Here is a 23873-nt window from a genome sequence, read left to right as displayed (position 1 = left end):
GAGCTGCTAGTTGGCGAGGCCGGGCAGGAACAGCGCGATCTGCGGGAACAGCATCAGCAGCACCGTGGCCAGCAACAGCAGGGCAATGAAGGGCGGCGTCCCCCGGATGACCTCCATGTAGGGTTTTCGGAACACCGCCACCGCCGTGAAGATGTCGCAGCCGAAGGGCGGGGTCGCCGAACCTATCGCCGCCTGCAGGGTGACCAGGGTGCCGACCAGCACCGGGTCCAGCCCGGCGGCATCGACTGCCGGCGCAAACACCGGCGCCAGAATCAGGATCACCACGATGGGGTCCACGAACATGCAGCCGACGAAGTAGGCCGCCGCGATCACCGCCAACAGCGCCAGCGCATGCTCCGACAGGTAGGGGATGTAGCCGCCGAGGATGGCATCCGGAATCTTGGCGAAGGAGATCATCCACGAGAAGCCCGCACCCGCCGCCACCAGGATGAACACCACCGCGGTGATCAGCCCCGTGGAGAAGGCCACACTGGGCAGGTCCTTCAGGGTCACGCCGCGATAGATCAGCATCTCGAGAATCAGCGCGTAGATCACCGAGACCGTGGCGGCCTCCGTCGGCGAGAACATGCCCGAGTAGATGCCGCCGATGATGATCACCGGGAAGCCCGCCGGCAGGCTGGCGCGCTTCAAGGCCTTGAGGCGTGCGGGCCAGTCCGCCTTGGGCTGCGGGGCGATGCCCAGCTTCCACGACTTCCACATGCAGTAGAGCGAGAACAGCACCAGGATCATCAGCCCCGGGCCGATACCGGCGATGAACAGGTCACCCACCGAGGTACCGGTCGCGACGCCATAGATGATCATGCCGATGGAGGGCGGAATCAGCAGCGCGATATCGGAGGCATTGATGATCAATGCGATAGTGAACTTGTCACTGTAACCGGCTTCCAGCAGCCGCGGGCGCAGCGGGCGCCCCATCGCCACCACCGTGGCCTGGGTGGAGCCGGACACCGCGCCGAACAGGGTGCAGCCCAGCGCGGTGGTCACCGGCAGGCCACCGCGCCAGTGGCCGACGAAGCGCTCGACCAGATCCAGCAGGCGCTGGGCAGTAGAGCCCTTGAGCATGATATCGGCCGCCAGAATGAACATCGGCACCGCCGTCAGTACCACCGGCTGCAGGCCACCGATCATCTGCTGGATCACCAGCTCCGGCTTGAGGAAGGGAAAATCGCTGAACAACAAGAAAAAGGTGCCGACGCTCAATGGCACCATCATGGGTACCCCAAGCAACAGCAGCCCCACCATCACGAGCAGAATCCACATCGCAGCTTCCGTCCCTGGGTCAATGAAGTGTGATCAATCGTCTATCGAGGCATCGAGAAGACATTCCCGACGCAGTGGCTAGAGCGCGCCGCTGCCGTCGACTTCCTCGTTCTCGTCCATCTCCGCCGTACGCCATGACAACCAGGCGCCCTGCGCCAGCAGGTTGCGCAGAATCGCCATCAGGTACTGGAGCGCCCCGAGCGCCAGTCCCAGCGGGACCACGGCATAGAGCGCCGCCAGCGACCAGCGCAGCGACGGCGTGACACGCCCGGACTTGGCCAGGCTCTGCAGGTAATCCACCGCCAGCCAGGCGAGGTAGGCCAGCAAGGCACAGGTGATGACCTGTCCGGCGATCAGCAGCACCTTGCGCAACCACGGCGGCATGAAGTCCAGCAGCGCCGTCACGCGGATATGACGCCCGGCGCGCGCGCCGTAACTGATGCCGAGGAAGGTCAGCCACAGCTGCAGGATCTGCATCAGCTCTTCGGTGAACGGCAGGCTGTAGTTGAAGACGTTGCGCCCGATGACGTTGGCGATGCTGGCCGTCGCCATGCCCAGCACGCACAGGGCGATCAACCAGCGCTCGACATGCGCCAGGCCCTGATCACCACGTTCGAACCAGGCGGCCAGACGGCGCAGCGGCGCAGGCAGATGTGCGAGGGGGTCCTGAGCGCCATTCGTCTCGGCCGGGGCAGGGCGGGTCTCGTCAGCGGAGGGAGACTTGGAGGGGGGCGAGTTCATGAAGCGGCTTCCTGTTGATGTGGCATCCTGCCAGATAGGCTTTCTACCAGACGTCATGAGCGCAGTGGTTTGCGCCAGACGGCCTGCATTTGCCAGTACGATCCATTGAAATTATCCACGGCGCCGCCGTGATTTTCACTTTGGCTACTCTTGTTCTAGCTTTATTAGCGGTGCTTGAAATCAGTATGCGGCCGACGCGCGGCATGTCGGTCTGGCGAGCGACGGACAGAGCCTCAAGTACCCGAACTCAAGCATCAGAGCTCGAGTACCAGAGACTCATGCGCACAGGCTCAGCTTATTCATAATAAATTCTAATCATACTATCCAATTTGGTAATTTTTTTATTATATTAAGAATGGCAATATTATCTAAATGATGCAAGTTGCACGCCGGGTATGCCCAGAGCCGCCCGACGCTGATGGAAACCACACAAGGAGAACAAGATGACGATGCAATGGAACCCGTCACCCGAGCAGAATCGCGAGACGTCCAGGACTCCTGTTCCCCTTTCTCGTCTCGCCGCGTTCATCAAGGGAGGCGCCCTCGCGTCCGGCCTGGGCATGGCGGCGCTGGCCTCCGCGGGCGTGCAGGCGGACACCTGGCGTTTCGCGCTGGAGGAGGTCTCCGGCAGTGTGCAGGATGCCTACGCCCAGGAATTCAAGAAGCGCATCGAAGAGGCTTCCGGTGGTGACATCGATGTCGAGATCTATCCCTACGGTGCACTGGGTACCTCCTCACAGCTCACCGAACTGGTGCAGAGCGATGCCATCCAGCTGACCTTTGCCTCACCGGGTCACCTGGCCTCGGTGATTCCGGAGTCGGGCGTCTTCACGCTGCACTTCCTGTTCTCCGACGACAATGCCGTCAATGAAGAGGTACTCGGCAACTCCAAGGCCATCGACATGCTGTCCGAGGCCTACACCGAGCAGAATCTCCAGCTGCTGGGCGTGATTCCGGAAGGCTGGATGGTGTGGACCGGCAACCGTGACATCAAGACACCCGAGGACATGGAAGGCTTCAAGATCCGCACCATGACCTCGCCGATTCTGGTCGAGAGCTATCGCGGCTACGGTGCCAACCCGACGCCGATGCCCTATTCCGAGGTCTACTCCGGCCTGCAGCTGGGCCAGATCGACGGCCAGGTGAACCCGGTGTTCGCCATCCAGGAAATGAGCTTCTACGAAGTTCAGGACTACATGATCCAGGCCAAGCAGGCGCAGTTCATCACCACGCTGGTGGCCTCCAGTGACTTCTATTCCGGACTGGATGACGAGCAGCAGCAGATGCTCGACAAGGTCACCAACGAGATGCGTCCGTACATCTTCGAGAAGCAGGAGGAGTACAACGCCGACCGTCTGGAGAAGATCAAGGAAGACAGCGACATCGAGATCATCACGCTGACCGATGAGCAGCGCGAAGCCTTCCGCCCGGTCGGCGAGAAGGGCTGGGAAGTCTATCGTGAGCAATCCGGTGAGCGCGGTAGCAAGATCCTCGACACCCTGCAGGCCGACATCAAGGCTGCCGAAGGCAAGTAAGCCCAGGCAAGCGCGTCAGCCCCGCCAGGTAGATAGCAAGGATCGAAAGAGTGATGCAAAGTTAGAAAGTTAGAATGTTAGAAAGAGAGAAAGACGAGCATGAAAAAACGCCCCTGCCGGGACTCCCGGCAGGGGCGTTTTTCGTGGTGTCTCGATAGGGGCGCGATAGAGGCGCAAGGCGAGAGCGATACCGCGACAGATGGGCCAGATAGGCTAGAGAGGGACCAGATGGAGAGTGCGCGCTACTGCCCCAGCAGCTGGGTACGGAAATCCTGCTGGGCCGGCTCGTCGCCAAGCCAGATCGCGAACAGGCCATTGGCCAGCGCCAGTGAATCGCTTTCGAAGATGACCTGCCCGTTCAGCACCAGCGACAGCGTGCCTCTGCCCCCACCGGCGGGCAGCCATTGCAGCGCATAGCGATCCCCCGGCACGACGTCCTGATAGGCACGATTGAAGCGCGTCAATTCAGGCTCGATCGCCGCGAAATCCGCCGCTGACAGGTTCTTGCGCACGCCCTTGGTGGTCGCCTTGGCGAAGTCCTCGGCATCGATGGCATGGAAGTACTCCAGCACCAGACGGCGCGAGACATCCTTGAGCGGCGCCGGGCGCGGGCGACGCGCATCCTGATAATAGGCGCCGACATAGGCGTCCCACAGCAGGTAGGTGAAGAGCCCACTGCCAATCAGCGTCAGCGGCTGGCCGGACTGCGTGGTCACCTGATCCGCGAAGGTCACCCCCTTGATCTCGACGGCGAGCGCCGCCGGGCTGGTGGTGGCAAGCAGCGCCCCCATCACGCCCGCGGCCAGCCAGCGCGGCGCACTCACCACCGGCAGGCTGACGACACGACAGGCGGCGTTCAGGCAGCAAACGGCGCCACGGACAGCAGACACGGACAAGCGATAAAGCGATATAGGCATGGCATCTACTCGTTGGCTGGCAGTGATCAAGGGGGAGCTTGCGGGGTTCATCACTCCTGCAGACTGGGTTACACAGGCCTGGCTCTGACTGGCTTACCACAGGGCGTGGAAATGATGCACCGGCCCACGGCCCTTGCCGACGCTGAGCTGGTCGGAGGCGCGCAGCGCGCCCAGCAACCATTCGCGCGCCTCGACCACCGCCTGCGGCAACGGCAGGCCGTTCGCCAGTCGCGCCGTGATGGCGGAAGACATCGAGCAGCCGGTGCCGTGCAGGTTGTCGGTCTCGATACGCGGTGCGCACAGCCATTGCTCGCCGGCATCGCTGACCAGCAGGTCATCGCAGGCCTGCCCCTCAAGCGCCCCACCCTTGATCAACACCGCCTTCGCGCCTCTGGCACGCAGCTCGCGGGCGACCTCAGGCATGTCGGAGCGCCCGATCAGGCGCCGCTCTCCAAGCAGCACGGCCGCCTCGTGCAGGTTGGGCGTGATGATGTCGGCCAGCGGCACCAGGTGCTCGGCCACCGACTGGATGGCAGCATCATTGACCAGCGCATCGCCACTCTTGGCGACCAGCACCGGGTCCAGCACGACCCAGCGCGGGCGACGCTGCTGAAGGCGGTCGGCGAGCATTTCCACCACCAGCGGATCGGCCACCATGCCGATCTTGGCGGCGCGGATATCGAGATCATCCAGCACGGCGTCCAGCTGTGCGGCGATGAATTCCCGCGAGACCGCCTCCACGCTGCGCACGCCGCAGGTATTCTGCGCCGTCAGCGCCGTGATCACGCTGGCCCCGTAGGCGCCCAGCGCAGAGAATGTCTTGAGGTCCGCCTGAATGCCGGCTCCCCCGGAGGGGTCTGAGCCCGCTATCGTCAGGACGCACGGAATATGCATGCAGGAAGCTCCCGAAATATGGCTTTGACGTGCCAACAGCATACCCGAGCTGAGGAGGGAAGAAAGCCACCCCCAGCGCCCTGCCACCGTGAAAAACAGAAGAAAGTGATATGAGTGAAGTGGCCCTACTGTCATTGCCGGCATTGACCTCGCTCGCCGTGATCTCGCTGGCCAGCGCCACCCTGCTGCCCGGCGGATCGGAGGCGGCCTTCGCGGGGCTGTGGTGCCAGGGACATGCGCCCTGGGCGCTGTGGGTCGCGGCGACGCTGGGCAACACGCTCGGCAGCCTGGTCAACGTCGCCCTGGGGCGTGGCGCCCGTCGTCTGCGCACACGGCGCTGGTTTCCGGTCTCGCGGCGCGCATTGGCGCGCGGCACCCTGTGGTATCGCCGTTTCGGCGCCTGGAGCCTGCTGCTGAGCTGGGCCCCGCTGATCGGCGACCCGCTGACGGTGCTGGCAGGCGTCTTCCGGCTGGCGTGGTGGAAGAGCATCGTCCTGATCGTGATCGCCAAGGGCGGACGCTATGCCCTGTTGTTGCTGGCAGCCGACCTGTGGCTGACGCCCTGGTGCCAATGACCGCCGCACGGCTGCTGCCCCTGCTCCTGCTCCTGCTCCTGCTCCTGCTCCTGCTCCTGTTCCTGTTCCTGACCTCTCCCTCGTCTTTTCCCCTGCCGCCTCAGTCAATCGCTTGAATGAGATCGCAGACACGCAAGGCGAGGATGCGTGCTATGCTGACAAGCGCCATGCTGCACTGCACAATAAAAGCACTTCGATTGCTTTTCACCAGTGCCTCATTGCCTTGATCAGGTGCTTCGCTGCCCTTGATATGCACCTCGTCACCCTTTCGCCGCCTCCACGAGCCCACGCCTCCCCCATCACATGGCGTCACGCTCGCGACGGTCCCCCTGACCTCGGGCATTCCTCGGCGGAGTGCTGCACTGCTAGAGAGGAGAAGGTTTCATGCGTGATACATCCTGCGACTTCTGCGCCGATGCGCTCAATATTCTGGTGCTGCAAGGCGGTGGCGCGCTCGGCGCCTACCAGATCGGTATCTTCGAGGCGCTGGCCGAAGCCGGCATCCAGCCCGACTGGGTGGTCGGCACCTCGGTCGGCGCCATCAATGGCGCCCTGATCGCCGGCAATCCGGAGGGCGAGCGCCTCAAGGCCCTCGAGTCATTCTGGTATGGCATCGCCCAACCCGCTGCCAGCATGGGCCCCGCCTTTCATCCGTGGGAGCGCAGTGTCGCGCGCACCTCCGCCATGCTATGGGGCATTCCAGGCTTCTTCCGCCCGCGCCCACTGTGGACGGTACCAATCTGGCAGAGCTTCTTCGGCGAGCCGCCCAGCCTCTACGACACCGAGCCGCTGGGCGACACGCTCAATCGGCTGGTGGACTTCGAGCGCCTCGATGCCCGCCACCCAGAGAACGTTCGCCTGTCGGTCGGGGCGGTGAATATCGGCAGCGGCGCGCTGCGCTACTTCGATTCCTCGCATGAAGCGCTGGACCACCGCCATATTCTGGCCAGCGGCGCCCTGCCACCGGCCTTCCCGCCGGTGTGGGTCGATGGCGAAGCCTATTGGGATGGCGGCCTGTACTCCAATACGCCCGTCAGCTGGGTGCTGTCGGAGCGTCCGCATGGCGAGACGGTGGTCAACTGCTACGTGATCGACCTGTGGAGTGCCGATGGCAAGGTGCCGGAGACATTGCAGGAGGCGCAGCTGCGCGAGAAGGATATCCAGTATTCCAGCCGTGCCGGCGAGCACCTCAATCTGCTGGAAGAGAATCAGGCGCTGCGCATGGGAATCGAGAATCTCGCCGACCATCTGCCGGAGGAGCTGCGCCAGTCGCCGAAGATCCAGCGCATTCTCGCCATGACCCAGCAGCCCTCGATCAACGTGGTGCGTCTGCTGGCCTCGGCGCGCCCGGGCGAGACCTCACTGAAGGATATCGACTTCTCGCGCGCGACCATCGACTCGCGTCGCGACAGTGGCTATCAGGACATGCAGGAAGTGCTGAGCCGCTGCAGCCAGTTTGCGCCGCTGCCGGAGGATATCGGGGTCATCGTGCGCAACTTCACGCGCAACGCCGAGGGCGAGCTGGTCAGCCTGTCGACGCCTGATGCCAGCCCCGTCGACGATGACCAGGCGAGCATCACGGCAGAGGACCTGCCCAGTCAGGCGACCGGCAGCTGAGCAGCGCTGACGACGATTCAGAACGATCTATCCACACCCCATCGCAGCCGTCACGCGCTGGCGGCGCACCAGGCGGGTGTGGATAACCCGGTGTCGGCAAGACGCCACCCGCCGGGTGGCCTCACCCGCGAGGCTGCGCGGCCCCCAGCCGTGAACACTCCTCGCGGGTAAGCTCGCGCCACTCCCCCGGCGCCAGCCCCTCGAGACTCAAGCCCGCCACCGACTCACGGTGCAGCCACACCACGCGATTGCCCAAGCTACGCCACAGTCGCTTGACGTGGTGATGGCGTCCCTCGTGCAGCGTCAGGCGTGCCTGGTTCGCGGTGAGAAACGCAAGCTTTGCCGGCAGTGTCGGGCGCGGATCATGTTCGAGCAGCACCCCCTGGCGAACCTGTGCGATGGCGCTTTCCTGTTCGGCCTCCGTCAGGGGCCGCTCCAGCCCCATGCGATAAAGCTTGGCGGGGCCCTCGAGCCCGGCATCGCTGATGCGCGCCGAGACATCGCCGTCGTTGGTCAGCAGCAGGGCACCAGTCGTCGCACGGTCGAGACGCCCGACATGGTGGATCTCGGCCAGCCAGCCGCTGTCCTCGCCGCGTGCATTCAGCGTGTCACGCAGCACATCGATCACGGTGGGGTGTTCGGGGTCATGACAGGCCGTCACGACCCCGGCGGGCTTGTTGAGCAGGATATGACGCGGACGCCGCGCGATCTGCAGGCAGATGGTCGCGTCAGGCGCTGACAGGTGGATGTCATCGAAGGGGCCGACCTCATGCAGCGGGTCACTGATCGTCGCGCCGTTGACCCGCACGCGCCCCGCCGCCAGCGCCGAGAGCGCATGACGACGGTTGAGCTGTGGCTGACGTGTCAGCCAGCGGTCCAGCCGCATGACCTAGTCCGCCGCCTTGAGCTGGGCTTCCATCTCTTCCAGCGCTTCCTGAGCCTCGAACCATTCGGCTTCGGCCTCATCAAGGCGACTCTTGATCTCGCCCTGGCTGGCCAGCAGCTTGGTCAGCTCCGCCTTGCGGTCCGCCTCGTAGAGCGTGGCATCGCCCAGCGCTTCCTCGATCTTGTCCAGCTCGCCCTGCGCCTTGCTCATCTTCTGCTCGGCCTTGTCGCTGACCTTCTTGAGCGGACGCAGCTTCTCGCGCAGTTCAGCCGCCTGACGGCGCGCTTCCTTGCGGTCCGGCGTGCGCGTGCTGTCTGTCCCCGCATCGGCATCCTTCTGGGCGCGCGCTTCCCGCCGCTCGCCCTCGACCCGCGCCTTGAGCCAGGCACGGTAGTCATCCAGGTCACCATCGAAGGGCGTCACGCGGCCATCGGCGATGCACCAGAATTCATCGACACAGGCACGCAGCAGGTGGCGGTCGTGGGAGACCAGAATCACGGTGCCCTCGAAGGTCGCCAGTGCATCGGTGAGCGCCTCGCGCATGTCGAGGTCCAGGTGGTTGGTCGGCTCATCCAGCAGCAGCAGATTGGGCTTCTGCCACGCGATCAGCGACAGCGCCAGACGCGCCTTCTCGCCACCGGAGAACGACTCCACCGTGGCGTAGACCTCATCGCCGTGGAAGCCGAAGCTGCCGAGGAAGGTGCGGATCTCCAGCTCGCCCGCCGACGGTGACAGGCGCAGCACATGATTGAAGGGCGTCGAGGACAGGTCGAGCCCGTCCACCTGATGCTGGGCGAAGTAGCCGATGGCCAGATGCTCGCCGGCGGTCCGCTGGCCCTCGACCAGCGCAAGCTCGCCGGTGAGCGCCTTGATCAGCGTCGACTTGCCGGCGCCGTTGGGGCCGAGCAGACCGATGCGCTGTCCCGGCAGCAGCGAGAAGCGCACCCCGGAGAGCTGCGGCGGCTGACCGGGATAGCCGATCACCGCGCGGTCCAGCCCCAGCAGCGGATGCGAGATCTTGTCGGAGCACGGGATGGTGAAGTGGAACGGGGAATCGGCCTTGACCGCCGCCGTCTCTTCCATGCGCTCCAGCATCTTCATGCGACTCTGGGCCTGACGCGCCTTGGTGGCCTTGGCCTTGAAGCGGCGCACGAAATCCTCGATCTCGGCGCGCCGCGCCATGGTCTTCTCGTGCTCGACCTGCTCGCGCACCAGGCGCTCGGAACGCGTGCGTTCGAAGCGGCTGTAATTGCCCTTGTAGACCACCAGCTTGCGGCGATCGAAGTGGATGATGTGATCACACACCGCATCGAGGAAGTCGCGGTCGTGGGAGATCAGCAGCAGCGCGCCGGGATAACGCGCCAGCCATTGCTCCAGCCACAGCAACGCATCGAGATCCAGGTGGTTGGTCGGCTCATCCAGCAGCAACAGGTCAGAGGGCGTGAACAGGGTGCGCGCCAGATTGGCACGCATGCGCCAGCCACCCGAGAAGGCCGCCAGCGGCTGACTGAGCTGCGCCTGACTGAAGCCGAGGCCGACCAGCAGCTGCTCGGCACGTGCCCGCGCGGTGTAGCCATCGAGGGTGTCGAAGTGGGCGTGCAGCTCGGCCTGACGCTGGTGCTCGCCGCTCTCTTCGGCGGCTGCCAGGGCGCGCTCGGTCTCGCGCAGCGCGTGGTCCCCGTCCATGACGTAGTCGACGATCGGACGCTCCAGCGCATCGATTTCCTGCGCCATGTGCGCGACACGCACGCCACCGGCCAGCGATACCGTGCCGCTGTCGGGCGTCAGCTCGCCGAGGATCAGGCCGAACAGGCTCGACTTGCCGGCGCCATTGGGGCCGACGATACCGGCCTTGTGACCGGCATGCAGCGTCAGGTCCGCTTCGTCGATCAGCGGTGCTCCGCCGCGTTGCAGGGCGAGCTGGCGCAGTGCAATCATGACAACCTCGATCAGAAAATACGGGGGACGTCGGGCTCCCGTTCACCGCCACCGACACGAGCGCTACGACTCAGCAAGCTGCTGGGCGCGACTCGCGCAGAGACATCATCAGTGGCACGTGAAGAGACATCATCCGTGACACATGAAGAGACATCATCCGCGACACACGAAGAGACATCATCCGTGACACACGAAGAGGCCGACTTGATGGGCGCATATTCTATCGGATTGTGGGACTACGCGCTGTCTCTGTATGCCCTGCCCGGCGAGGTCGGCTCTGCGGGCAACCCTCAGCCGACGCCGGACATGATGAGTACCTGCCTGCTGCTGCAGGACGAGGCAGGCCTCGATGTCTGCGAGCTGCTGTGGATTCACTGGCTGTCCGCCCACGGCATCGCCCTCGCCGCCTCGCCCACTCGCCTGCTGGAAGACGTGCGCGACTGGCAGGGCTGGATGACCGGCATGTTGCGCGAGCGCCGCCGCCAGCTGAAGCAGGAGCTGACGACGCTGCCCGCCACCCAGGCCCCGGCCGCGGTGCAACGCCTGGAACGCCTCTATCAGCAGCTCAAGGCCTGCGAGCTTTCCGCCGAGCAGGAGACCCTCGCCCAGCTGGAAGAGCTGAGCCCTGCGCTGTCGTCAGCCGAAGGCGCGACCGGCCTGCGGGCGCCCTTCGCGCATGTCGCGGACCCGCTGCAGGCCTTTCAGCAATCGCTGGCCCTGCTGAGCGGCAAGACGACCCTCACCGTGGGGGACCACCCGTCGGCACGTGCCCTGCGCAGACTGGCACTGGCCCGCGTGCCCGCCGGCGCCTGACAACGCCAGCGAGATGCGGAACTTGTACGCGGCTGGTAGAGTCGGAGTAACACTAGTGCCCGAGGCAGGCCATGCCGCCTCGGTGCCAATTGCGTGTTTCGGGCCCGTCTCAGGCCCATTCCATCCTGAAGGAGTTTTCATGAAACAGCTGGTCAGTGCCGTCGCGCTCGGCGCCCTCCTGGTCACCCCGTTCAGCTTTGCCGCCGATGACAGCCTCGCAGACGAGCAGGCACAGCTCAGCTATGGCATCGGCGCAACTCTGGGCAAGAGCCTCTCCCAGGACATCACCGATCTGGATCTCGACGCCTTCACTCAAGCCGTGCGTGATGTCTACGCCAAGGGCGACATGAAGATGAGCGACCAGGAAATCGCGGATTCGCTTTCCCGCTTCCAGCAGAAGAAGATGGAAGAGCAGAAGAAGATGGTCGAGCAGGAAGCGACCGACAACAAGGCAGAGGGTGACAAGTTCCTCGCCGACAACGCCAAGAAGGACGGCGTGAAGACACTGGATTCCGGCCTGCAGTACAAGGTGCTGGAATCCGGTGACGGCGCGACCCCGTCCGCTGAAGATACCGTCAAGGTGAACTACGAAGGCAAGCTGCTGGACGGCACCGTCTTCGACAGCTCCTACCAGCGTGGCGAGCCGGTCAGCTTCAAGGTCAACCAGGTCATCAAGGGTTGGCAGGAAGCACTGCAGGAAATGAGCGTCGGCGACACCTGGATGCTCTACGTCCCGGCTGAGCTTGCCTACGGCAAGGCTGGCACCGGCGGCCCGATCGGCCCGAACGAGACGCTGACCTTCAAGGTCGAGCTGCTCGACGTGACCAAGGCCGACGCCAAGCAGTAATGGCGGCGTGAGCCTCCCCTGCTGGCAACCGGCAAGCACTGCTGCCGGTAGCAACGAAAGAGCCGCCCATCGGGCGGCTCTTTGCGTTTCTGGCAAGGCCGGATGAGGGCCAGCGGCAAGCTCATCCAGGCGCATGCTGCGCACAGGACAACGGTGCATGCCATCACTACAGCAATGGCTGATGTCCGCTGATTCTCCCCTCCAGAAGGCCCGGTGCGGACGCCGCCAGCCTGTGGATAAATCTGTGGGGAAGCTATTGACCACAGGTTGACAACCGGCCTTTCTGGTGCCTGTCGCGGCAGTGATGCTGGTTGAACGCAAAGCAACCACTGACTTGATATTTTTAGTCGATATCGCGTAACAGTTTGTTTTTACTAGTCTTTATAAATCAGCACTTGACGGCACTGCGTTGCGCGTTCGAGGCGTCATGATTATCCACAAAATTTTCCTCGAGCGCTTGCCAACTTGTGGACAATGTGTATTTCACCTCTGAGAAAGGCCTCAAGAGGCGGCGCATTCAGTGGGTGCCACACAGCGCTCAATCAGCGGTCGCGCTCAGGACGCGCGTCACGCCAGCGCGAACACCGGCCGGCCCCGGCGTGAACGGAATGCGATCGTAGATGCGCCCCTGGGCAGAGACGAGATAGAGCGCGGCGCCATGATCGATGGTGTAACCCAACGCGGAGTCCTGCGCCTCGACACGCAGATAGCTGACGCCATAGCGCCGCGCCACATCGGCGAGTGCCGCCTGACTGCCGGTGATGCCCTGAAAGCGTGGCCCGAAGTGCCCGGTGTATTCGGCCAGCCGAGCAGGGGTGTCGCGCTCGGGGTCCAGCGAGACCATCACCGGCACCACGCGCGCCGCCGCCTGGGGTGGCAGTTCAGACATCACCTGACGCAGCGCCGCCAGCGTCATCGGGCAGACATCCGGGCACTGGGTATAACCGAAGTAGAGCGCGACGACCGGCGTGGCCTGCGCGTCTGCGGCCTCGCCCATCGTCACCTCCGCGAGCGTGAAGTCACCCTGCTGTGATTCGAGCTGGATGGGGCCGCCCAGGCTGGCCCAGGCCTGCATGCCCGCGACCGGTGCCAGGTCCTGCTGCGCCTGCTGCCAGGCGACACCGGCACCGATCACGGCCGCCAGGCCGACGGCACCCAGCAGCCACCAGCGTCTGGCGACGCCCTTGTCCAGCTGATGGCTCTCTTGTCGGCGAGTGCCTGCCTGCCCGTCCTGTGACTTTCGCTCTGCGCCCATCCCTGCCTCCCGGTGCCTTCTGCCTGAAACGACGTCCCTGCCGGCCGGGCTCAGCGCCAGCGGCTAGCTGCCCTGATGCGGCGGGCGGGTATCACTGCGAAACAATTGATCGACCGAGCTTTCGAGCTGCTCCGCCGTGGTGGCCTGCGGGTGGCTATCGAAATCGAACCAGCTGCCCAGTCGGCCACGCTCGGTAGTCACGATCACCTGCGCACGCCACGCCATGGTCGCGCTGCTGCAGAACCCCAGCTGCCCTTCCCCCTGCCAATGCTGGCGCTCGAGGCTCTGGGCATCGGTGGTGTTCAGCACGCTGCGCTTCACGCCCATATCCATGTGGCGGCCGATGAAGTCCACCTCGACCCCCTCCGGTGAGACGCCTTCCGTCATCACGCGAATGCCCAGCGGCGTCAGCGGACTGATATCGCCCTCCAGCGCCAGGGTAATACGCCCGAAGCGGCCCAGCTCGGCAGTACAGGGGGCATGATTGAGCTCGCAGGACTGATTGGGCGCAAACCAGGTCACCTTGCCGTTGCTGCCGTCGCGTACCAGGTAATAGTCGATCAGGTAATACAGCGAGACCACGATGGTGATCAACGTGACGATGATCAGCAGATTGAGCAGCCGCGGGCGGGCATTGTCTTCTTCTACGCGATACATGGCAGTTCCGGCAACGGTCCGGCAGCGCATCGACAGGCAAGGCGCCCCGAATGGGAAAGAAAGTGACTTGATGGGAATGGTCTGCGCTCAGCCACGACATGACGCCAGCGCGTGACCGGCGAACAAGACCTGAGTCCAAGTGCAGCGCTGAGCGAGTCATGACAAGCTTACCAGCCCGCCTCACCGCGGCAGCAGGCGAGACATCATGTCACGCGCACGCCACATCGCTCTCAAGGCATTCGCACTCAGCCCCGACAAGGAGTCAGCATGGCAAGTGTACAGCAGGCGCTCGGCCCCCTCTTCCTGTTGATCCTCGCGGGGGCATTGCTCGGGTGGAAGCGCTTCCCCGGCGAAGGCTTCTGGAGTGAACTGGAACGCCTGATCTATTACGTGCTGTTCCCCGCCATGCTGGTGTCCACGCTGGCACGCGCCGACATGGCCAGCGTGCCGGTCGTGGCGCTGGCCAGCGTGATGCTGGGCGCGATGCTGCTGTTCGCCGCCGCGCTATGGCTGAGCTGGCGTCACGCGCCGGACTGGCTGAGCCGTCATATGGGCGACGCCGCCTCCTTTACCTCGCTCTTCCAGGGCAGCATCCGCTTCAACAGCTACGTCGGTGTGGCCGGGGCAGCAGCGCTGCATGGCAGCGCCGGGGCAACCGTCGCGGCCGTGGCGCTGGCGCTGATGGTGCCTGCCGCCAACCTGCTGTGCGTGATGGCCTTCATCGGGGCAGGCACCCTGGGCGAAGGCGGCCTGCTGCGCTCGCTCAAGGCGCTGACCCGCAATCCGCTGGTGCTGGCGTGTCTGGCCGGCACGGCGCTCAACCTGAGCGGCATCGGCTTGCCGGGCTGGAGTGGCGATGCCATCAGCCTGCTGGGGCGCGCCGCCTTGCCGCTCGGCCTGGTCGCGGTAGGCGTGGCACTGCGTCCGCGTGTACTGGTGAGCAGTGGCAGCGTGGCGTGGCTGGCAAGCCTGCTGAAGCTGCTGGCGATGCCGGCACTGGTGGTCGTGCTCTGCCGGTGGTTCGGCCTTGAGGGAGTGGCGCGCGATGTGGCGATTCTGTTCGCGGCGCTGCCCACCGCGACCTCCGCCTATATTCTGGCCCGCCAGCTGGGCGGCAATGCCGAGCTGATGGCGGCGTTGATCACCGCCCAGACGCTGCTGGCGATGCTGACCCTGCCCCTGTGGCTGTCGACCTGAGCTCCTGTCGAGCTGTCGAGCTGTCGACCGCACATCCGAACGCGATGTGAGAGTTCGCAGCGTGCGTAGCGCACAACAAAAAGGACATCCCCAGATGAGGATGCCCAAGACCGTGACTAGCTTGATGAGGAGAAACACCGTAGCGGGGGCCTGACTCCGCCGCTACGGCTGGGCTTGCGCCCTGCGATGTCTGCCCGGACACCGCACAGATAAGATAATCATTCTCATTTGCTTTTGCAAGGCAAATGCGAAGAATTTCTATTTAAGCTTTATCTTGTGCACCCTCGAGCGAGAACACCCTCAGCTCCGCATGCAATTCGACCTCCAACGCCGTCATGGCTTCCGCACGCGCCAGGCCATCACGCTCGGCGCGATACAGGTGCGGGGTCATGGTCAGCAGGTCCCGAATCTGCTCATTGCTGGTCAATGACAGCCCCGCATGCAGATGCTCGACCTCGCCACTGATGGCGAAGCCAGCGGACTCGGCAGCGCTCAGTCCGGCCTCGCCACGCGCGGGCTTCAGCTCACGGTAGAGAATCTTGCGCAACGCCAGCAGATGCTCGGCCCCCGCTTCCAGCAGCACGACGTGGCCACTGGGCTTGAGGACACGCGCGAATTCCTGCCAGACAGGGAAGCCGAAGGCGCAGATGACGACATCCACACACGCATCCTCCAGCGGCAGAGCGGCGTTGGTGCCCACCAGCCAGGCGGCATCACGTGACTGCTTCGCCGCGGCCAGCACCGCGTGCTTGGAGATATCCAGCCCCGCCGCCGTCAGCGAGAGATTCTGCTCACCGGCAGCGCACGCCAGCTGACGCAGATAGAAGCCTTCGCCGCAGCCGGCATCCAGCACGGCCAGCGGCGCCTGAGTCGACTGGGCCGCTGCCAATGCCAGCACACGACTGGCCAGGGCCGCCGCCAGCGGCTGATAGCCGCCCAACGCGAACAGACGCTGGCGGGCACTGACCATCGCCTTGCTGTCGCCGGGGTCCAGGCTGCGCTTGCGCTGCACCGGCAGCAGATTGACATGCCCCTGGCGTGCGATATCGAAGCGATGCCCGTCGGCACAGCACCAGCTCTGGCCGTCATGTACCAGCGGCTGGGCATCCAGCGGACAGGTCAGGGCCGTCAGCGGGGTCATGGTCGGGCGATCAGCCGAATCGGCGGTAAGCGTCGTCATGGTCAGCAACTCTCGGGACGAGGAAAGAAAGGGACAGCAAACACAGCAAGCGGCACAGACCGCCACGCAGGCAAATGGCCTTGGCACGCAGAACCGCGCCATGGCGATGGGCCTCACACGCAAGCGGCCACCCGAAGGCGGCCGCGATGCAGCGTCATGAAGACGCCGCCACTGCGCACGAGGCGCTGATCAGTCCTGCTTGACGAAGATCAGGTCCCACACGCCGTGGCCGAGACGCTCGCCGCGCTGTTCGAACTTGGTCAGCGGACGGAAGTCCGGACGCGGCACGTAGGGTGCGGTTTCCGCCGGAGCGGTGTTGGCAAAGCCCGGTGCTTCGGCCATCTCTTCCGCCATCGCTTCGGCGTAGTTGGCCCAGTCGGTCGCCATGTGGAAGTGGCCGCCCGGCTTGAGCACACGACGCACCAGCTCGACGAAGGCCGGCTGAACGATACGACGCTTGTGGTGCTTCTTCTTCGGCCACGGGTCCGGGAAGAACAGCTGGAAGGTGTCGGCGCAACCGGCCGGCACGCAATCCGCCAGCACTTCCAGCGCGTCGTGACGATAGACACGCAGGTTGGTCAGGCCCAGCTTGTCGACATCATCCAGCAGCTTGCCGACGCCCGGCGCGTGCACTTCGATGCCGATGAAGTCGGTGCCCGGGTTGGCCTGCGCCTGTTCACACAGTGACTTGCCCATGCCGAAGCCGACTTCGATCACCAGCGGTGCCCGACGCCCGAACAGCGCTTCGAGATCCAGCTCGCCCTGCTCGTGACGCAGGCCAAGGCGCGGGAAGACCTCTTCGAGCCCGCGGGTCTGGGCCTGGGTCATGCGGCCACCACGAATCACGTAGCTCTTGATGCCACGCTTGCGGGCGACGGCTTCATCGGCAACGGAAGGGGTCGCTGGCGCGCTTTCGGTCTGCACGCTCTCGGGCTGCGCGCTCTCGTTCTGCACACTTTCTTGCTGCGCGTCGTCAGCGGGAGCAGAAGTGGACGTGTCGTCCTGCGGCTTGGAAGTCTCGTCAGTCATGGGGTCGTCTTGGTCTTTGCATGAACGATGCGCAAGCATCGGATTCGAATGTTTCAGGGCTCAGCCGGTGATCAGGCCAGCGCCCGGTGAAGAAGCACGTGCCGTCAGGCGCGTCGGCATGCGGCCGGCCAGGAAGGCGCCACGGCCGGAAATCACGGCCTGACGCATGGCATCTGCCATCAACAGCGGCTGGCGTGCGTGGGCGATGGCGCTGTTCATCAGCACGCCATCACAGCCCAGTTCCATGGCGAAGGCGGCTTCTGACGCCGTACCCAGACCGGCATCGACCAGCACCGGCACATTGGCGCGCTCGATGATCAGCGATAGGGTGTGCGGGTTGAGAATGCCGAGGCCGGAACCGATCAGCGAGCCCAGCGGCATGATGGCGCAGCAGCCGATTTCCTCGAGCTGGCGCGCGACGATGGGGTCGTCGGAGGTATACACCATCACGTCGAAGCCATCGGCGACCAGCTCTTCAGCGGCCTTGAGCGTCTCGACGATATTGGGATACAGCGTGTCCTGATCGCCCAGCACTTCCAGCTTGACCAGGTTGTGGCCATCCAGCAGTTCACGGGCCAGCTTGCAGGTACGCACCGCGTCACGCGCGTTGTAGCAGCCGGCGGTGTTGGGCAGGAAGGTATAGCGATCCGGTGACAGCACGTCGAGCAGGTTCGGCTCGTCAGCGTTCTGACCCAGGTTGGTACGGCGGACCGCAAAGGTGACCACTTCCGCGCCGGACGTCTCGATGGCGGAGCGTGTCTCGTCCATGTCCTTGTACTTGCCGGTACCGACCAGCAGGCGCGAGGAGAACTCGCGACCGGCGACGATCAACGGGCTGTCGCCGGCGACCTGGGTGACGGGGTTGTTCAATGTCGGGGCAGAACTGTCTGTCATGATGACCTCATCGAGCTGGACGTGAACGCGCTGAGCGCGAGCGAGTAGTGAAAAGTGTCAATCCTGGAAACAGGACGGATCAGCCACCACCGATGGCATGGACGATCTCGATGCGGTCACCGGCATGCAGACGGGTGTCGGCGTGCGCGCTACGTGGCACGATGTCTTCATTGCGTTCCACTGCCAGTCGGCGGCCCTGAAGACCGAGACTCTCGACCAGAGCGGCAATCGTCGTGGCGTCCGCTACCACGTGGTCTTCACCGTTGAGCTGTATCTGCATGCTGTCCTCCCGCGAAAAGAGGCCGCTATTGTAGCGGCTTTACGTGGACAGGCGTAGGCACATCGTGCCGCGCCACCTGCCCTCAAGGAATTATTGTCTATGCGTCACAACGACTCCCACTCCCGCCACTGGTGGCTGGCCATGGGACTGGCCGGCATGTCCACCGTCGCGCTGGGTGCCTTCGCCAGTCATGGTCTGCGCGGCACCCTGAGCGCGGACATGCTGCGCGTGTTCGAGACCGGCGTCCGCTATCAGATGTGGCACGTGCTGGCGGCGGTCGGGGTACTCGCCTGGCGCTCGGTGCAGCCGCTGCGCGGCCAGATGCTGACGCTGGGGCTGTGGGCCGCAGGCATCCTGATGTTCTCGGGGTCGCTGTATGCCCTGGCGACCACGGCGCGCACCCAGCTGGGCATCATCACGCCCATCGGCGGCCTGCTGCTGATCGCCGGCTGGCTGAGCCTGGCCGTCACCGGCTGGCGTCAGCGCGGCAGCGAAGAGAAGGATATCAACAAGCTGTAGCGGGCTGGCCCACGGCGTTGCCCACGACCGTTCCGGAGTCAGTCATCGCTGTCCGGCAAGGTATAGGTCGCGGTCACGATGGCGACCGGGTCCGTATCACCGTGGCTGAAAAGCTCGATCTCGCCGACGGCCAGTCGCCGGCCCAGCTTGCGGATACGCGCGGTGGCCATCAGGTCGCGGTCGCCGCGCGCGCGACGCAGGAAGTGGATGCTGAGGTCACTGGTGACGGCCATCGGCTCCGGGCCGATCTCGCCGAGAATCGCGACATACAGGCAGACATCCGCCAGCGCCATCATCGTCGGTCCGGACACACAGCTGCCGGGACGCAAGTGCTCGTCCTCGATGGCCAGCCCCATGGTCGCCCAGCGATCGCCGACGGCCTCGATGGTACCCAGACGCTGGGGGAAGACTTCATCGAGGAAATCCTCGATGGCGGCGGCGCTCATCACGGGCATGACATTCTCCTCGACACACTGGGTCCGATCGCGCGGTTACGCGGTTTCTGGGGCAAGGCTAGCGGCAAATGCGGCCTCGGGAAACATGCGCCTGGCAAAATAGTGGCCGGGCAATTCCTGCTCGGCGACAGACGACAACGGCGACCCAAGGTCGCCGTTGTCGTGCTCAGTGTTTCCTCAAGCCAGCCGCCCTGCGATCAGCGCGCCTGCTGCTTTTTCTCGAGACGACGGCGATGCAGGACCGGCTCGGTGTAGCCGCTTGGCTGCACGCGACCCTGGAAGACCAGCTCGCAGGCGGCCTGGAAGGCGATGGAGCCCTCGAGGTCATCCGTCATCGCCTGATAGCTGGGGTCCGCGGCATTCTGGCGGTCCACCACGCCGGCCATGCGCTCCAGCGTGTCCTGCACCTGAGCGCTGTCGACGATGCCGTGATGCAGCCAGTTGGCGATGTGCTGGCTGGAGATGCGCAGCGTGGCGCGGTCTTCCATCAGGCCGACATCGTGGATGTCCGGCACCTTGGAGCAGCCGGTGCCGTGATCGATCCAGCGCACCACATAACCGAGGATCCCCTGGGCATTGTTGTCCAGCTCGGCCTGGATCTCCTCGGCACTCCACTGGGGGTCGAGCTCCAGCGGGATGGTCAGCAGGTCATCGAGGCTGGCACGCGGACGGCTGAGCAGATCATGCTGCACGTCCTTCACCGAGACCTGATGATAGTGCAGCGCATGCAGCACGGCGGCGGTCGGTGACGGCACCCAGGCGGTGTTGGCACCGGCGCGCGGGTGGCCGATCTTCTGTTCGAGCATCGCGGCCATCAGGTCGGGCATGGCCCACATGCCCTTGCCGATCTGGGCGCGGCCCCGCAGACCACATTCCAGGCCGACATCCACGTTCCATTTCTCGTAGGCCTGAATCCAGGCGGCGCCCTTCATGTCGCCCTTGCGCAGCATCGGGCCGGCTTCCATCGAGGTGTGCATCTCGTCACCGGTGCGGTCCAGGAAGCCGGTGTTGATGAAGGCCACGCGGGAACTGGCGGCCGCGATGCAGGCCTTGAGGTTGACGGTGGTGCGGCGCTCCTCATCCATGATGCCCATCTTGAGCGTGGAGTCCGGCAGCCCCAGCAGCTGCTCGACCCGCGCGAACAGCTCATCGGCGAAGGCGACTTCCTCGGGGCCATGCATCTTGGGCTTGACGATGTAGACGGAGCCGGTGCGCGAGTTGCAGATGCCGCCGCGGGCCTGCTTGTCGCCCTTGAGGTCGTGCAGCGCGATCAGGCTGGTGAAGATGGCATCCATGATGCCTTCCGGCGTTTCGCTGCCGTCCTCGAGCAGGATGGCCGGGTTGGTCATCAGATGACCGACGTTGCGAATCAGCATCAGCGAGCGACCATGCAGCACGCGCGTGGTGCCATCGGCGCCGGTGTATTCGCGGTCCGCATTCAGCTTGCGCGTCATGCTGCGGCCATTCTTCTCCAGCGTCTCGGTCAGATCGCCCTTCATCAGGCCCAGCCAGTTGCGATAGACCGTCACCTTGTCTTCGGCATCGACGGCGGCTACCGAGTCCTCGCAGTCCATGATGGTGGAGAGCGCGGCCTCCATGATCAGGTCACTGACATTGGCGGGGTCGGTCTTGCCGATGGGGTGCTCGGCATCGATCACGAGCTCGGCGTGCAGGCCGTTGTGGGCGAAGATGATCGCGCTCGGCGCGCTTTCATCGCCGCGATAACCGAGGAAGCGTTCCGGCGACTTGAGGCTGAGGTCACGTCCTCCGGCACGCACCAGCAGATGACCATCACGAATCGTGTAGCCTTCGCTGTCGTGGTGACTACCACCGGCCAGCGGCGCGATGGTATCCAGCACCTGGCGCGCATAGGCGACGACCTTGGCCCCGCGCGCCGGGTTGTAGTCCTTGCCACGCTCGGCGCCATCTTCCTCGCTGATCGCGTCGGTGCCGTAGAGCGCATCATAGAGGGAGCCCCAGCGCGCATTGGCGGCATTCAGGGCGTAGCGGGCATTCATCACCGGTACCACCAGCTGCGGGCCGGCCTGCTGGCAGATCTCGCTATCCACGAAGGCGGTGCTGGCTTCGACCGTATTCGGCTCCGGCAGCAGATAGCCGATCCTGTGCAGAAATGCCTTGTAGGCCTCGAGGTCTACCTTGCCCGGATGCTCGCGGTGCCAGGCATCGATCTCGCTCTGCAGCTGCTCGCGGGTCGCCAGCAGTTCGCGGTTGCGCGGCGCCAGTTCGTGCAGCAGTGAATCGACACCCGCCCAGAAGGTCTCCGGCGCGATCCCTGTGCCCGGCAGCGCTTCCTGCTCGATGAAGCGGTGCAGGCTGGCGTCGATGGCCAGGCGCTGAAGTTGAATACGGTCGGTCATGCGTTTGCTCTCCCTGAAAACGAATCGCTGGAAACCCTCAACGGCTGACAACACTGCAAGCAGTGGTGTTCAAAAGGATTTTCGCCAGACGGCACTCACTGGCGCGGCGTTTGACGCGACTGCTGACGCGCGACTGCCCGACCAGCGTGAGCCATCGAGGTGCCGGGCAGGAAGACGCTGTCACCTGCCCGGCGGGGACGAATCCCATCACCATACCCGATGGCGAGGCCGGCGAAAGGACTGCTATGACCAATGAACAAGCTCATGGAGCCCGATTACCCGCCCAGCGTTGATTCCGCGTCGCTGTTGTTGCTCGGCGACAGGCGGGGAAAACAGTGAAGAAACACTGTTCTTTGTGTAGCTCGCAGCCGCGCCAGCCGCTAGCATGGCAGCATTATGGAGATGACCATGCCCGATTTCAGTGAACTGCTCGACCACGGCCCCTTTATCCGCCTGCCTGACATGCTGCCGGGCCAGACGTCCAGTCCACTGGAGCGTTACCTGGGCCATTATGGTCTCGATGCGCTGCGCAGCGAGGACATCGCCGTGCATGCCGGCCACCTGGAGGCCGGAGGCTTTCGCCTGTGGGCCCAGCTGTGGACACCGCGCAAGCCGCGCGGCACCGTCTTCGTGGTCCACGGCTACTTCGATCACCTCGCCCTCTATCGCCATCTGCTGGCGCACCTGCTGCGCAACGGCTGGCAGGTCGCCTTGTGGGACCTGCCGGGCCATGGCCTGTCATCCGGCGAGCCCGCCTCCATCGATGACTTCGGCGACTATGTCGGCTGCCTGCAGGCCTTCCAGGATTACCTGGAAGACCACAGCCTGGCGCCGCACCCGTGGTTCGGCATCGGCCAGAGCACCGGCGGCTCGGTGCTGGCTACCGACGCCCTGATGCGTGGCGATGAATCGCGCTGGCAGGGTATCGCCCTGCTCGCACCGCTGGTGCGGCCGTGGGGCTGGTCGCAGTCACGCTGGCTGCACAGCATGGCGCGCCCCTTTATCGATTCCATTCCACGCAAGTACCGCGCGAATACCAATGACGTGGCCTTCTACGAGTTTCTCAGCACCAATGATCCGCTGCAGGCCGATCGCCTCGCGGTGAAGTGGGTAACGGCGATGCGGGAGTGGATTCCCCGTCTGCGCGCCCTGCCCCCTTGCTCACTGCCGACCCTGATCCTGCAGGGCGAGCAGGACACCACCGTCGATTGGCAGTGGAATCTCGGCGTACTGGCCAGCAAGTTCCCCAATGCGCGCATCTACCGCCATCCCGAGGCCCAGCACCATCTGGTCAATGAAGCCGAGCCGATTCGCCAGGAGCTGTTTGCCGAGCTGGACGCCTTCCTCGATGCCCTGTCGCAGCGCCCGTCAGACCTGCCGCAGCAGGGGCGCACGGCATGATGGCCATGCATCGCCAGCGCATGCTGGCCGCGACCCTGCTACTCTCCACGCTGGCGGGCTGCATGAGCCTGGACCAGGTGCCGCGTGCCGAACGCGACCCCATCTATGGTCTCGGCCAGAGCGCGGCGCGCCTGATCGCCGAGCAGCCCTGGACACCCCCGCTAGAGCAACAGGTATTGCTGCTCGCGCCGCCCGAGGTGGATGCCACGCTGCAGGCCAACCCGGGCGCGCTGAACGAGGCGCTGACCCGCGCACTGCTGGCGCTCAAGAACGGGCCTCAGGTGCTCAACTGGAGCACTGACCGCCCCGCCGTCGACAGCCGCCAGTGGCGTCTCGAGACCACTCTCGAGGCCAGTGGCGTCGCACTGACCCTGTCAGACCGCACGCTGCAGCCGTATCAGCTGCAGCTGACGCTGGTCCGCAGCGCCAGTGCCGAGCGCAATGAGACGCGCACCTTCACCCTGAGCGGTGCCTTCGACCAGGCGGCCCTCGAGTCGCTGGCGCGCAATCACCCTGCGCCCTGAGCTGTGAGCCCTGAGTCCTGAGTCTTGCGCCCAGCTGCGCCGAGGTCCCCGCCACCCCTG

General features: G+C 64.7%; 23 protein-coding genes. 9 read left to right on the top strand and 14 right to left on the bottom strand.

Translation table 11 applies throughout. The features are described 5' to 3' along the window. Window positions 1-6: 6 nt before the first annotated feature. Entirely contained in the window at window positions 7-1281 is a 1275-nt protein-coding gene (locus H2O77_RS00480; RefSeq protein ID WP_215823686.1) for a TRAP transporter large permease, read from the bottom strand. Between the two features lie 78 nt (window positions 1282-1359). Beyond that, window positions 1360-2022 carry a TRAP transporter small permease gene (locus H2O77_RS00475; RefSeq protein WP_159055814.1) on the bottom strand — a complete coding sequence of 221 codons (663 nt, stop codon included), beginning with the start codon at window positions 2020-2022 and terminating at the stop codon, window positions 1360-1362. Between the two features lie 443 nt (window positions 2023-2465). Between H2O77_RS00475 and dctP the strand changes: the two genes are divergently transcribed. After that, window positions 2466-3557, top strand: coding sequence for a TRAP transporter substrate-binding protein DctP (gene dctP / locus H2O77_RS00470; protein ID WP_234368071.1), 1092 nt, complete (start codon window positions 2466-2468; stop codon window positions 3555-3557). Between the two features lie 242 nt (window positions 3558-3799). On the opposite strand, the gene H2O77_RS00465 is transcribed toward dctP, so the two are convergent. Continuing rightward, on the bottom strand, window positions 3800-4474 hold the full coding sequence (locus H2O77_RS00465) for a chalcone isomerase family protein (RefSeq protein WP_215823685.1): 675 nt from the start codon (window positions 4472-4474) through the stop codon (window positions 3800-3802). 93 nt (window positions 4475-4567) lie between these two features. Beyond that, window positions 4568-5368 (bottom strand): bifunctional hydroxymethylpyrimidine kinase/phosphomethylpyrimidine kinase, encoded by an 801-nt coding sequence (gene thiD / locus H2O77_RS00460; protein ID WP_192839067.1) that lies wholly within the window; start codon window positions 5366-5368, stop codon window positions 4568-4570. A 143-nt stretch (window positions 5369-5511) separates the two neighbouring features. Between thiD and H2O77_RS00455 the strand changes: the two genes are divergently transcribed. Together H2O77_RS00455 and H2O77_RS00450 are read left to right on the top strand one after the other, a co-directional pair. Further along, on the top strand, window positions 5512-5943 hold the full coding sequence (locus H2O77_RS00455) for a YqaA family protein (protein WP_215824431.1): 432 nt from the start codon (window positions 5512-5514) through the stop codon (window positions 5941-5943). A gap of 384 nt (window positions 5944-6327) precedes the next feature. Then, window positions 6328-7560 (top strand): patatin-like phospholipase family protein, encoded by a 1233-nt coding sequence (locus tag H2O77_RS00450; RefSeq protein ID WP_131431122.1) that lies wholly within the window; start codon window positions 6328-6330, stop codon window positions 7558-7560. 121 nt (window positions 7561-7681) lie between these two features. On the opposite strand, the gene H2O77_RS00445 is transcribed toward H2O77_RS00450, so the two are convergent. Then, the gene (locus tag H2O77_RS00445) at window positions 7682-8446 is read right to left on the bottom strand and encodes a pseudouridine synthase (RefSeq protein ID WP_215823684.1); all 765 of its coding nucleotides are present in this window, start codon (window positions 8444-8446) and stop codon (window positions 7682-7684) included. A gap of 3 nt (window positions 8447-8449) precedes the next feature. Then, window positions 8450-10384 carry an ATP-binding cassette domain-containing protein gene (locus H2O77_RS00440; RefSeq protein ID WP_107335718.1) on the bottom strand — a complete coding sequence of 645 codons (1935 nt, stop codon included), beginning with the start codon at window positions 10382-10384 and terminating at the stop codon, window positions 8450-8452. Window positions 10385-10591: 207 nt separating this feature from the next. On the opposite strand from H2O77_RS00440, the gene H2O77_RS00435 reads away from it, so the two are divergent. Further along, window positions 10592-11197 carry a TIGR02444 family protein gene (locus H2O77_RS00435; protein ID WP_215823683.1) on the top strand — a complete coding sequence of 202 codons (606 nt, stop codon included), beginning with the start codon at window positions 10592-10594 and terminating at the stop codon, window positions 11195-11197. Window positions 11198-11336: 139 nt separating this feature from the next. Beyond that, a complete protein-coding gene (locus H2O77_RS00430) occupies window positions 11337-12044 on the top strand; it encodes an FKBP-type peptidyl-prolyl cis-trans isomerase (RefSeq protein WP_043333314.1) in 708 nt (235 codons plus the stop codon). Window positions 12045-12582: 538 nt separating this feature from the next. Here H2O77_RS00430 and H2O77_RS00425 read toward each other — a convergent pair. After that, window positions 12583-13299, bottom strand: coding sequence for an SCO family protein (locus H2O77_RS00425; protein ID WP_215823682.1), 717 nt, complete (start codon window positions 13297-13299; stop codon window positions 12583-12585). A 63-nt stretch (window positions 13300-13362) separates the two neighbouring features. Continuing rightward, window positions 13363-13956: a hypothetical protein gene (locus tag H2O77_RS00420; RefSeq protein WP_215823681.1), complete on the bottom strand. Its 594-nt coding sequence runs from the start codon at window positions 13954-13956 to the stop codon at window positions 13363-13365. A gap of 267 nt (window positions 13957-14223) precedes the next feature. Here H2O77_RS00420 and H2O77_RS00415 point away from each other — a divergent pair, with 267 nt between their 5' ends. Further along, window positions 14224-15153: an AEC family transporter gene (locus H2O77_RS00415; RefSeq protein ID WP_215823680.1), complete on the top strand. Its 930-nt coding sequence runs from the start codon at window positions 14224-14226 to the stop codon at window positions 15151-15153. A gap of 262 nt (window positions 15154-15415) precedes the next feature. Here the strand turns inward: H2O77_RS00415 and H2O77_RS00410 are convergent, their stop codons facing one another. From H2O77_RS00410 to thiS, 4 genes are all read right to left on the bottom strand, one after another. Further along, a complete protein-coding gene (locus H2O77_RS00410; protein ID WP_240548659.1) occupies window positions 15416-16333 on the bottom strand; it encodes a putative RNA methyltransferase in 918 nt (305 codons plus the stop codon). Between the two features lie 189 nt (window positions 16334-16522). Continuing rightward, on the bottom strand, window positions 16523-17362 hold the full coding sequence (gene trmB / locus H2O77_RS00405; protein WP_215823679.1) for a tRNA (guanosine(46)-N7)-methyltransferase TrmB: 840 nt from the start codon (window positions 17360-17362) through the stop codon (window positions 16523-16525). Between the two features lie 60 nt (window positions 17363-17422). Continuing rightward, entirely contained in the window at window positions 17423-18256 is an 834-nt protein-coding gene (locus H2O77_RS00400; RefSeq protein ID WP_052384900.1) for a thiazole synthase, read from the bottom strand. A gap of 79 nt (window positions 18257-18335) precedes the next feature. Beyond that, window positions 18336-18536: a sulfur carrier protein ThiS gene (thiS, locus tag H2O77_RS00395; protein WP_215823678.1), complete on the bottom strand. Its 201-nt coding sequence runs from the start codon at window positions 18534-18536 to the stop codon at window positions 18336-18338. Between the two features lie 99 nt (window positions 18537-18635). On the opposite strand from thiS, the gene H2O77_RS00390 reads away from it, so the two are divergent. Further along, on the top strand, window positions 18636-19055 hold the full coding sequence (locus tag H2O77_RS00390) for a DUF423 domain-containing protein (protein WP_043336980.1): 420 nt from the start codon (window positions 18636-18638) through the stop codon (window positions 19053-19055). Window positions 19056-19093: 38 nt separating this feature from the next. On the opposite strand, the gene H2O77_RS00385 is transcribed toward H2O77_RS00390, so the two are convergent. Then, window positions 19094-19510, bottom strand: a complete 417-nt coding sequence (locus tag H2O77_RS00385; protein ID WP_043336979.1) for a PaaI family thioesterase — start codon at window positions 19508-19510, stop codon at window positions 19094-19096. A gap of 197 nt (window positions 19511-19707) precedes the next feature. After that, window positions 19708-21888 carry a malate synthase G gene (locus H2O77_RS00380; protein ID WP_215823677.1) on the bottom strand — a complete coding sequence of 727 codons (2181 nt, stop codon included), beginning with the start codon at window positions 21886-21888 and terminating at the stop codon, window positions 19708-19710. Window positions 21889-22350: 462 nt separating this feature from the next. On the opposite strand from H2O77_RS00380, the gene H2O77_RS00375 reads away from it, so the two are divergent. Beyond that, window positions 22351-23289 (top strand): alpha/beta hydrolase, encoded by a 939-nt coding sequence (locus H2O77_RS00375; RefSeq protein WP_240548769.1) that lies wholly within the window; start codon window positions 22351-22353, stop codon window positions 23287-23289. After that, window positions 23286-23813, top strand: coding sequence for a hypothetical protein (locus tag H2O77_RS00370; RefSeq protein ID WP_215823676.1), 528 nt, complete (start codon window positions 23286-23288; stop codon window positions 23811-23813). Before H2O77_RS00375 ends, H2O77_RS00370 begins: the two co-directional genes overlap by 4 nt. Window positions 23814-23873 lie beyond the last annotated feature (60 nt).

It is taken from the genome of Cobetia sp. 4B (assembly GCF_018831605.1).
Classification (GTDB): domain Bacteria; phylum Pseudomonadota; class Gammaproteobacteria; order Pseudomonadales; family Halomonadaceae; genus Cobetia; species Cobetia amphilecti.
This window is presented reverse-complemented; position numbering and strand designations above follow the sequence as displayed.

What these genes read in the sequence shown, in the direction of transcription:
- H2O77_RS00480 (WP_215823686.1), bottom strand. Translation starts at nt 1,281, where the DNA reads ATGTGGATTCTGCTCGTGATGGTGGGGCTGCTGTTGCTTGGGGTACCC.
- H2O77_RS00475 (WP_159055814.1), bottom strand. Translation starts at nt 2,022, where the DNA reads ATGAACTCGCCCCCCTCCAAGTCTCCCTCCGCTGACGAGACCCGCCCT.
- dctP (WP_234368071.1), top strand. Translation starts at nt 2,466, where the DNA reads ATGACGATGCAATGGAACCCGTCACCCGAGCAGAATCGCGAGACGTCC.
- H2O77_RS00465 (WP_215823685.1), bottom strand. Translation starts at nt 4,474, where the DNA reads ATGCCTATATCGCTTTATCGCTTGTCCGTGTCTGCTGTCCGTGGCGCC.
- thiD (WP_192839067.1), bottom strand. Translation starts at nt 5,368, where the DNA reads ATGCATATTCCGTGCGTCCTGACGATAGCGGGCTCAGACCCCTCCGGG.
- H2O77_RS00450 (WP_131431122.1), top strand. Translation starts at nt 6,328, where the DNA reads ATGCGTGATACATCCTGCGACTTCTGCGCCGATGCGCTCAATATTCTG.
- H2O77_RS00445 (WP_215823684.1), bottom strand. Translation starts at nt 8,446, where the DNA reads ATGCGGCTGGACCGCTGGCTGACACGTCAGCCACAGCTCAACCGTCGT.
- H2O77_RS00440 (WP_107335718.1), bottom strand. Translation starts at nt 10,384, where the DNA reads ATGATTGCACTGCGCCAGCTCGCCCTGCAACGCGGCGGAGCACCGCTG.
- H2O77_RS00435 (WP_215823683.1), top strand. Translation starts at nt 10,592, where the DNA reads ATGGGCGCATATTCTATCGGATTGTGGGACTACGCGCTGTCTCTGTAT.
- H2O77_RS00430 (WP_043333314.1), top strand. Translation starts at nt 11,337, where the DNA reads ATGAAACAGCTGGTCAGTGCCGTCGCGCTCGGCGCCCTCCTGGTCACC.
- H2O77_RS00425 (WP_215823682.1), bottom strand. Translation starts at nt 13,299, where the DNA reads ATGGGCGCAGAGCGAAAGTCACAGGACGGGCAGGCAGGCACTCGCCGA.
- H2O77_RS00420 (WP_215823681.1), bottom strand. Translation starts at nt 13,956, where the DNA reads ATGTATCGCGTAGAAGAAGACAATGCCCGCCCGCGGCTGCTCAATCTG.
- H2O77_RS00415 (WP_215823680.1), top strand. Translation starts at nt 14,224, where the DNA reads ATGGCAAGTGTACAGCAGGCGCTCGGCCCCCTCTTCCTGTTGATCCTC.
- H2O77_RS00410 (WP_240548659.1), bottom strand. Translation starts at nt 16,333, where the DNA reads ATGACGACGCTTACCGCCGATTCGGCTGATCGCCCGACCATGACCCCG.
- trmB (WP_215823679.1), bottom strand. Translation starts at nt 17,362, where the DNA reads ATGACTGACGAGACTTCCAAGCCGCAGGACGACACGTCCACTTCTGCT.
- H2O77_RS00400 (WP_052384900.1), bottom strand. Translation starts at nt 18,256, where the DNA reads ATGACAGACAGTTCTGCCCCGACATTGAACAACCCCGTCACCCAGGTC.
- thiS (WP_215823678.1), bottom strand. Translation starts at nt 18,536, where the DNA reads ATGCAGATACAGCTCAACGGTGAAGACCACGTGGTAGCGGACGCCACG.
- H2O77_RS00390 (WP_043336980.1), top strand. Translation starts at nt 18,636, where the DNA reads ATGCGTCACAACGACTCCCACTCCCGCCACTGGTGGCTGGCCATGGGA.
- H2O77_RS00385 (WP_043336979.1), bottom strand. Translation starts at nt 19,510, where the DNA reads ATGCCCGTGATGAGCGCCGCCGCCATCGAGGATTTCCTCGATGAAGTC.
- H2O77_RS00380 (WP_215823677.1), bottom strand. Translation starts at nt 21,888, where the DNA reads ATGACCGACCGTATTCAACTTCAGCGCCTGGCCATCGACGCCAGCCTG.
- H2O77_RS00375 (WP_240548769.1), top strand. Translation starts at nt 22,351, where the DNA reads ATGCTGCCGGGCCAGACGTCCAGTCCACTGGAGCGTTACCTGGGCCAT.
- H2O77_RS00370 (WP_215823676.1), top strand. Translation starts at nt 23,286, where the DNA reads ATGATGGCCATGCATCGCCAGCGCATGCTGGCCGCGACCCTGCTACTC.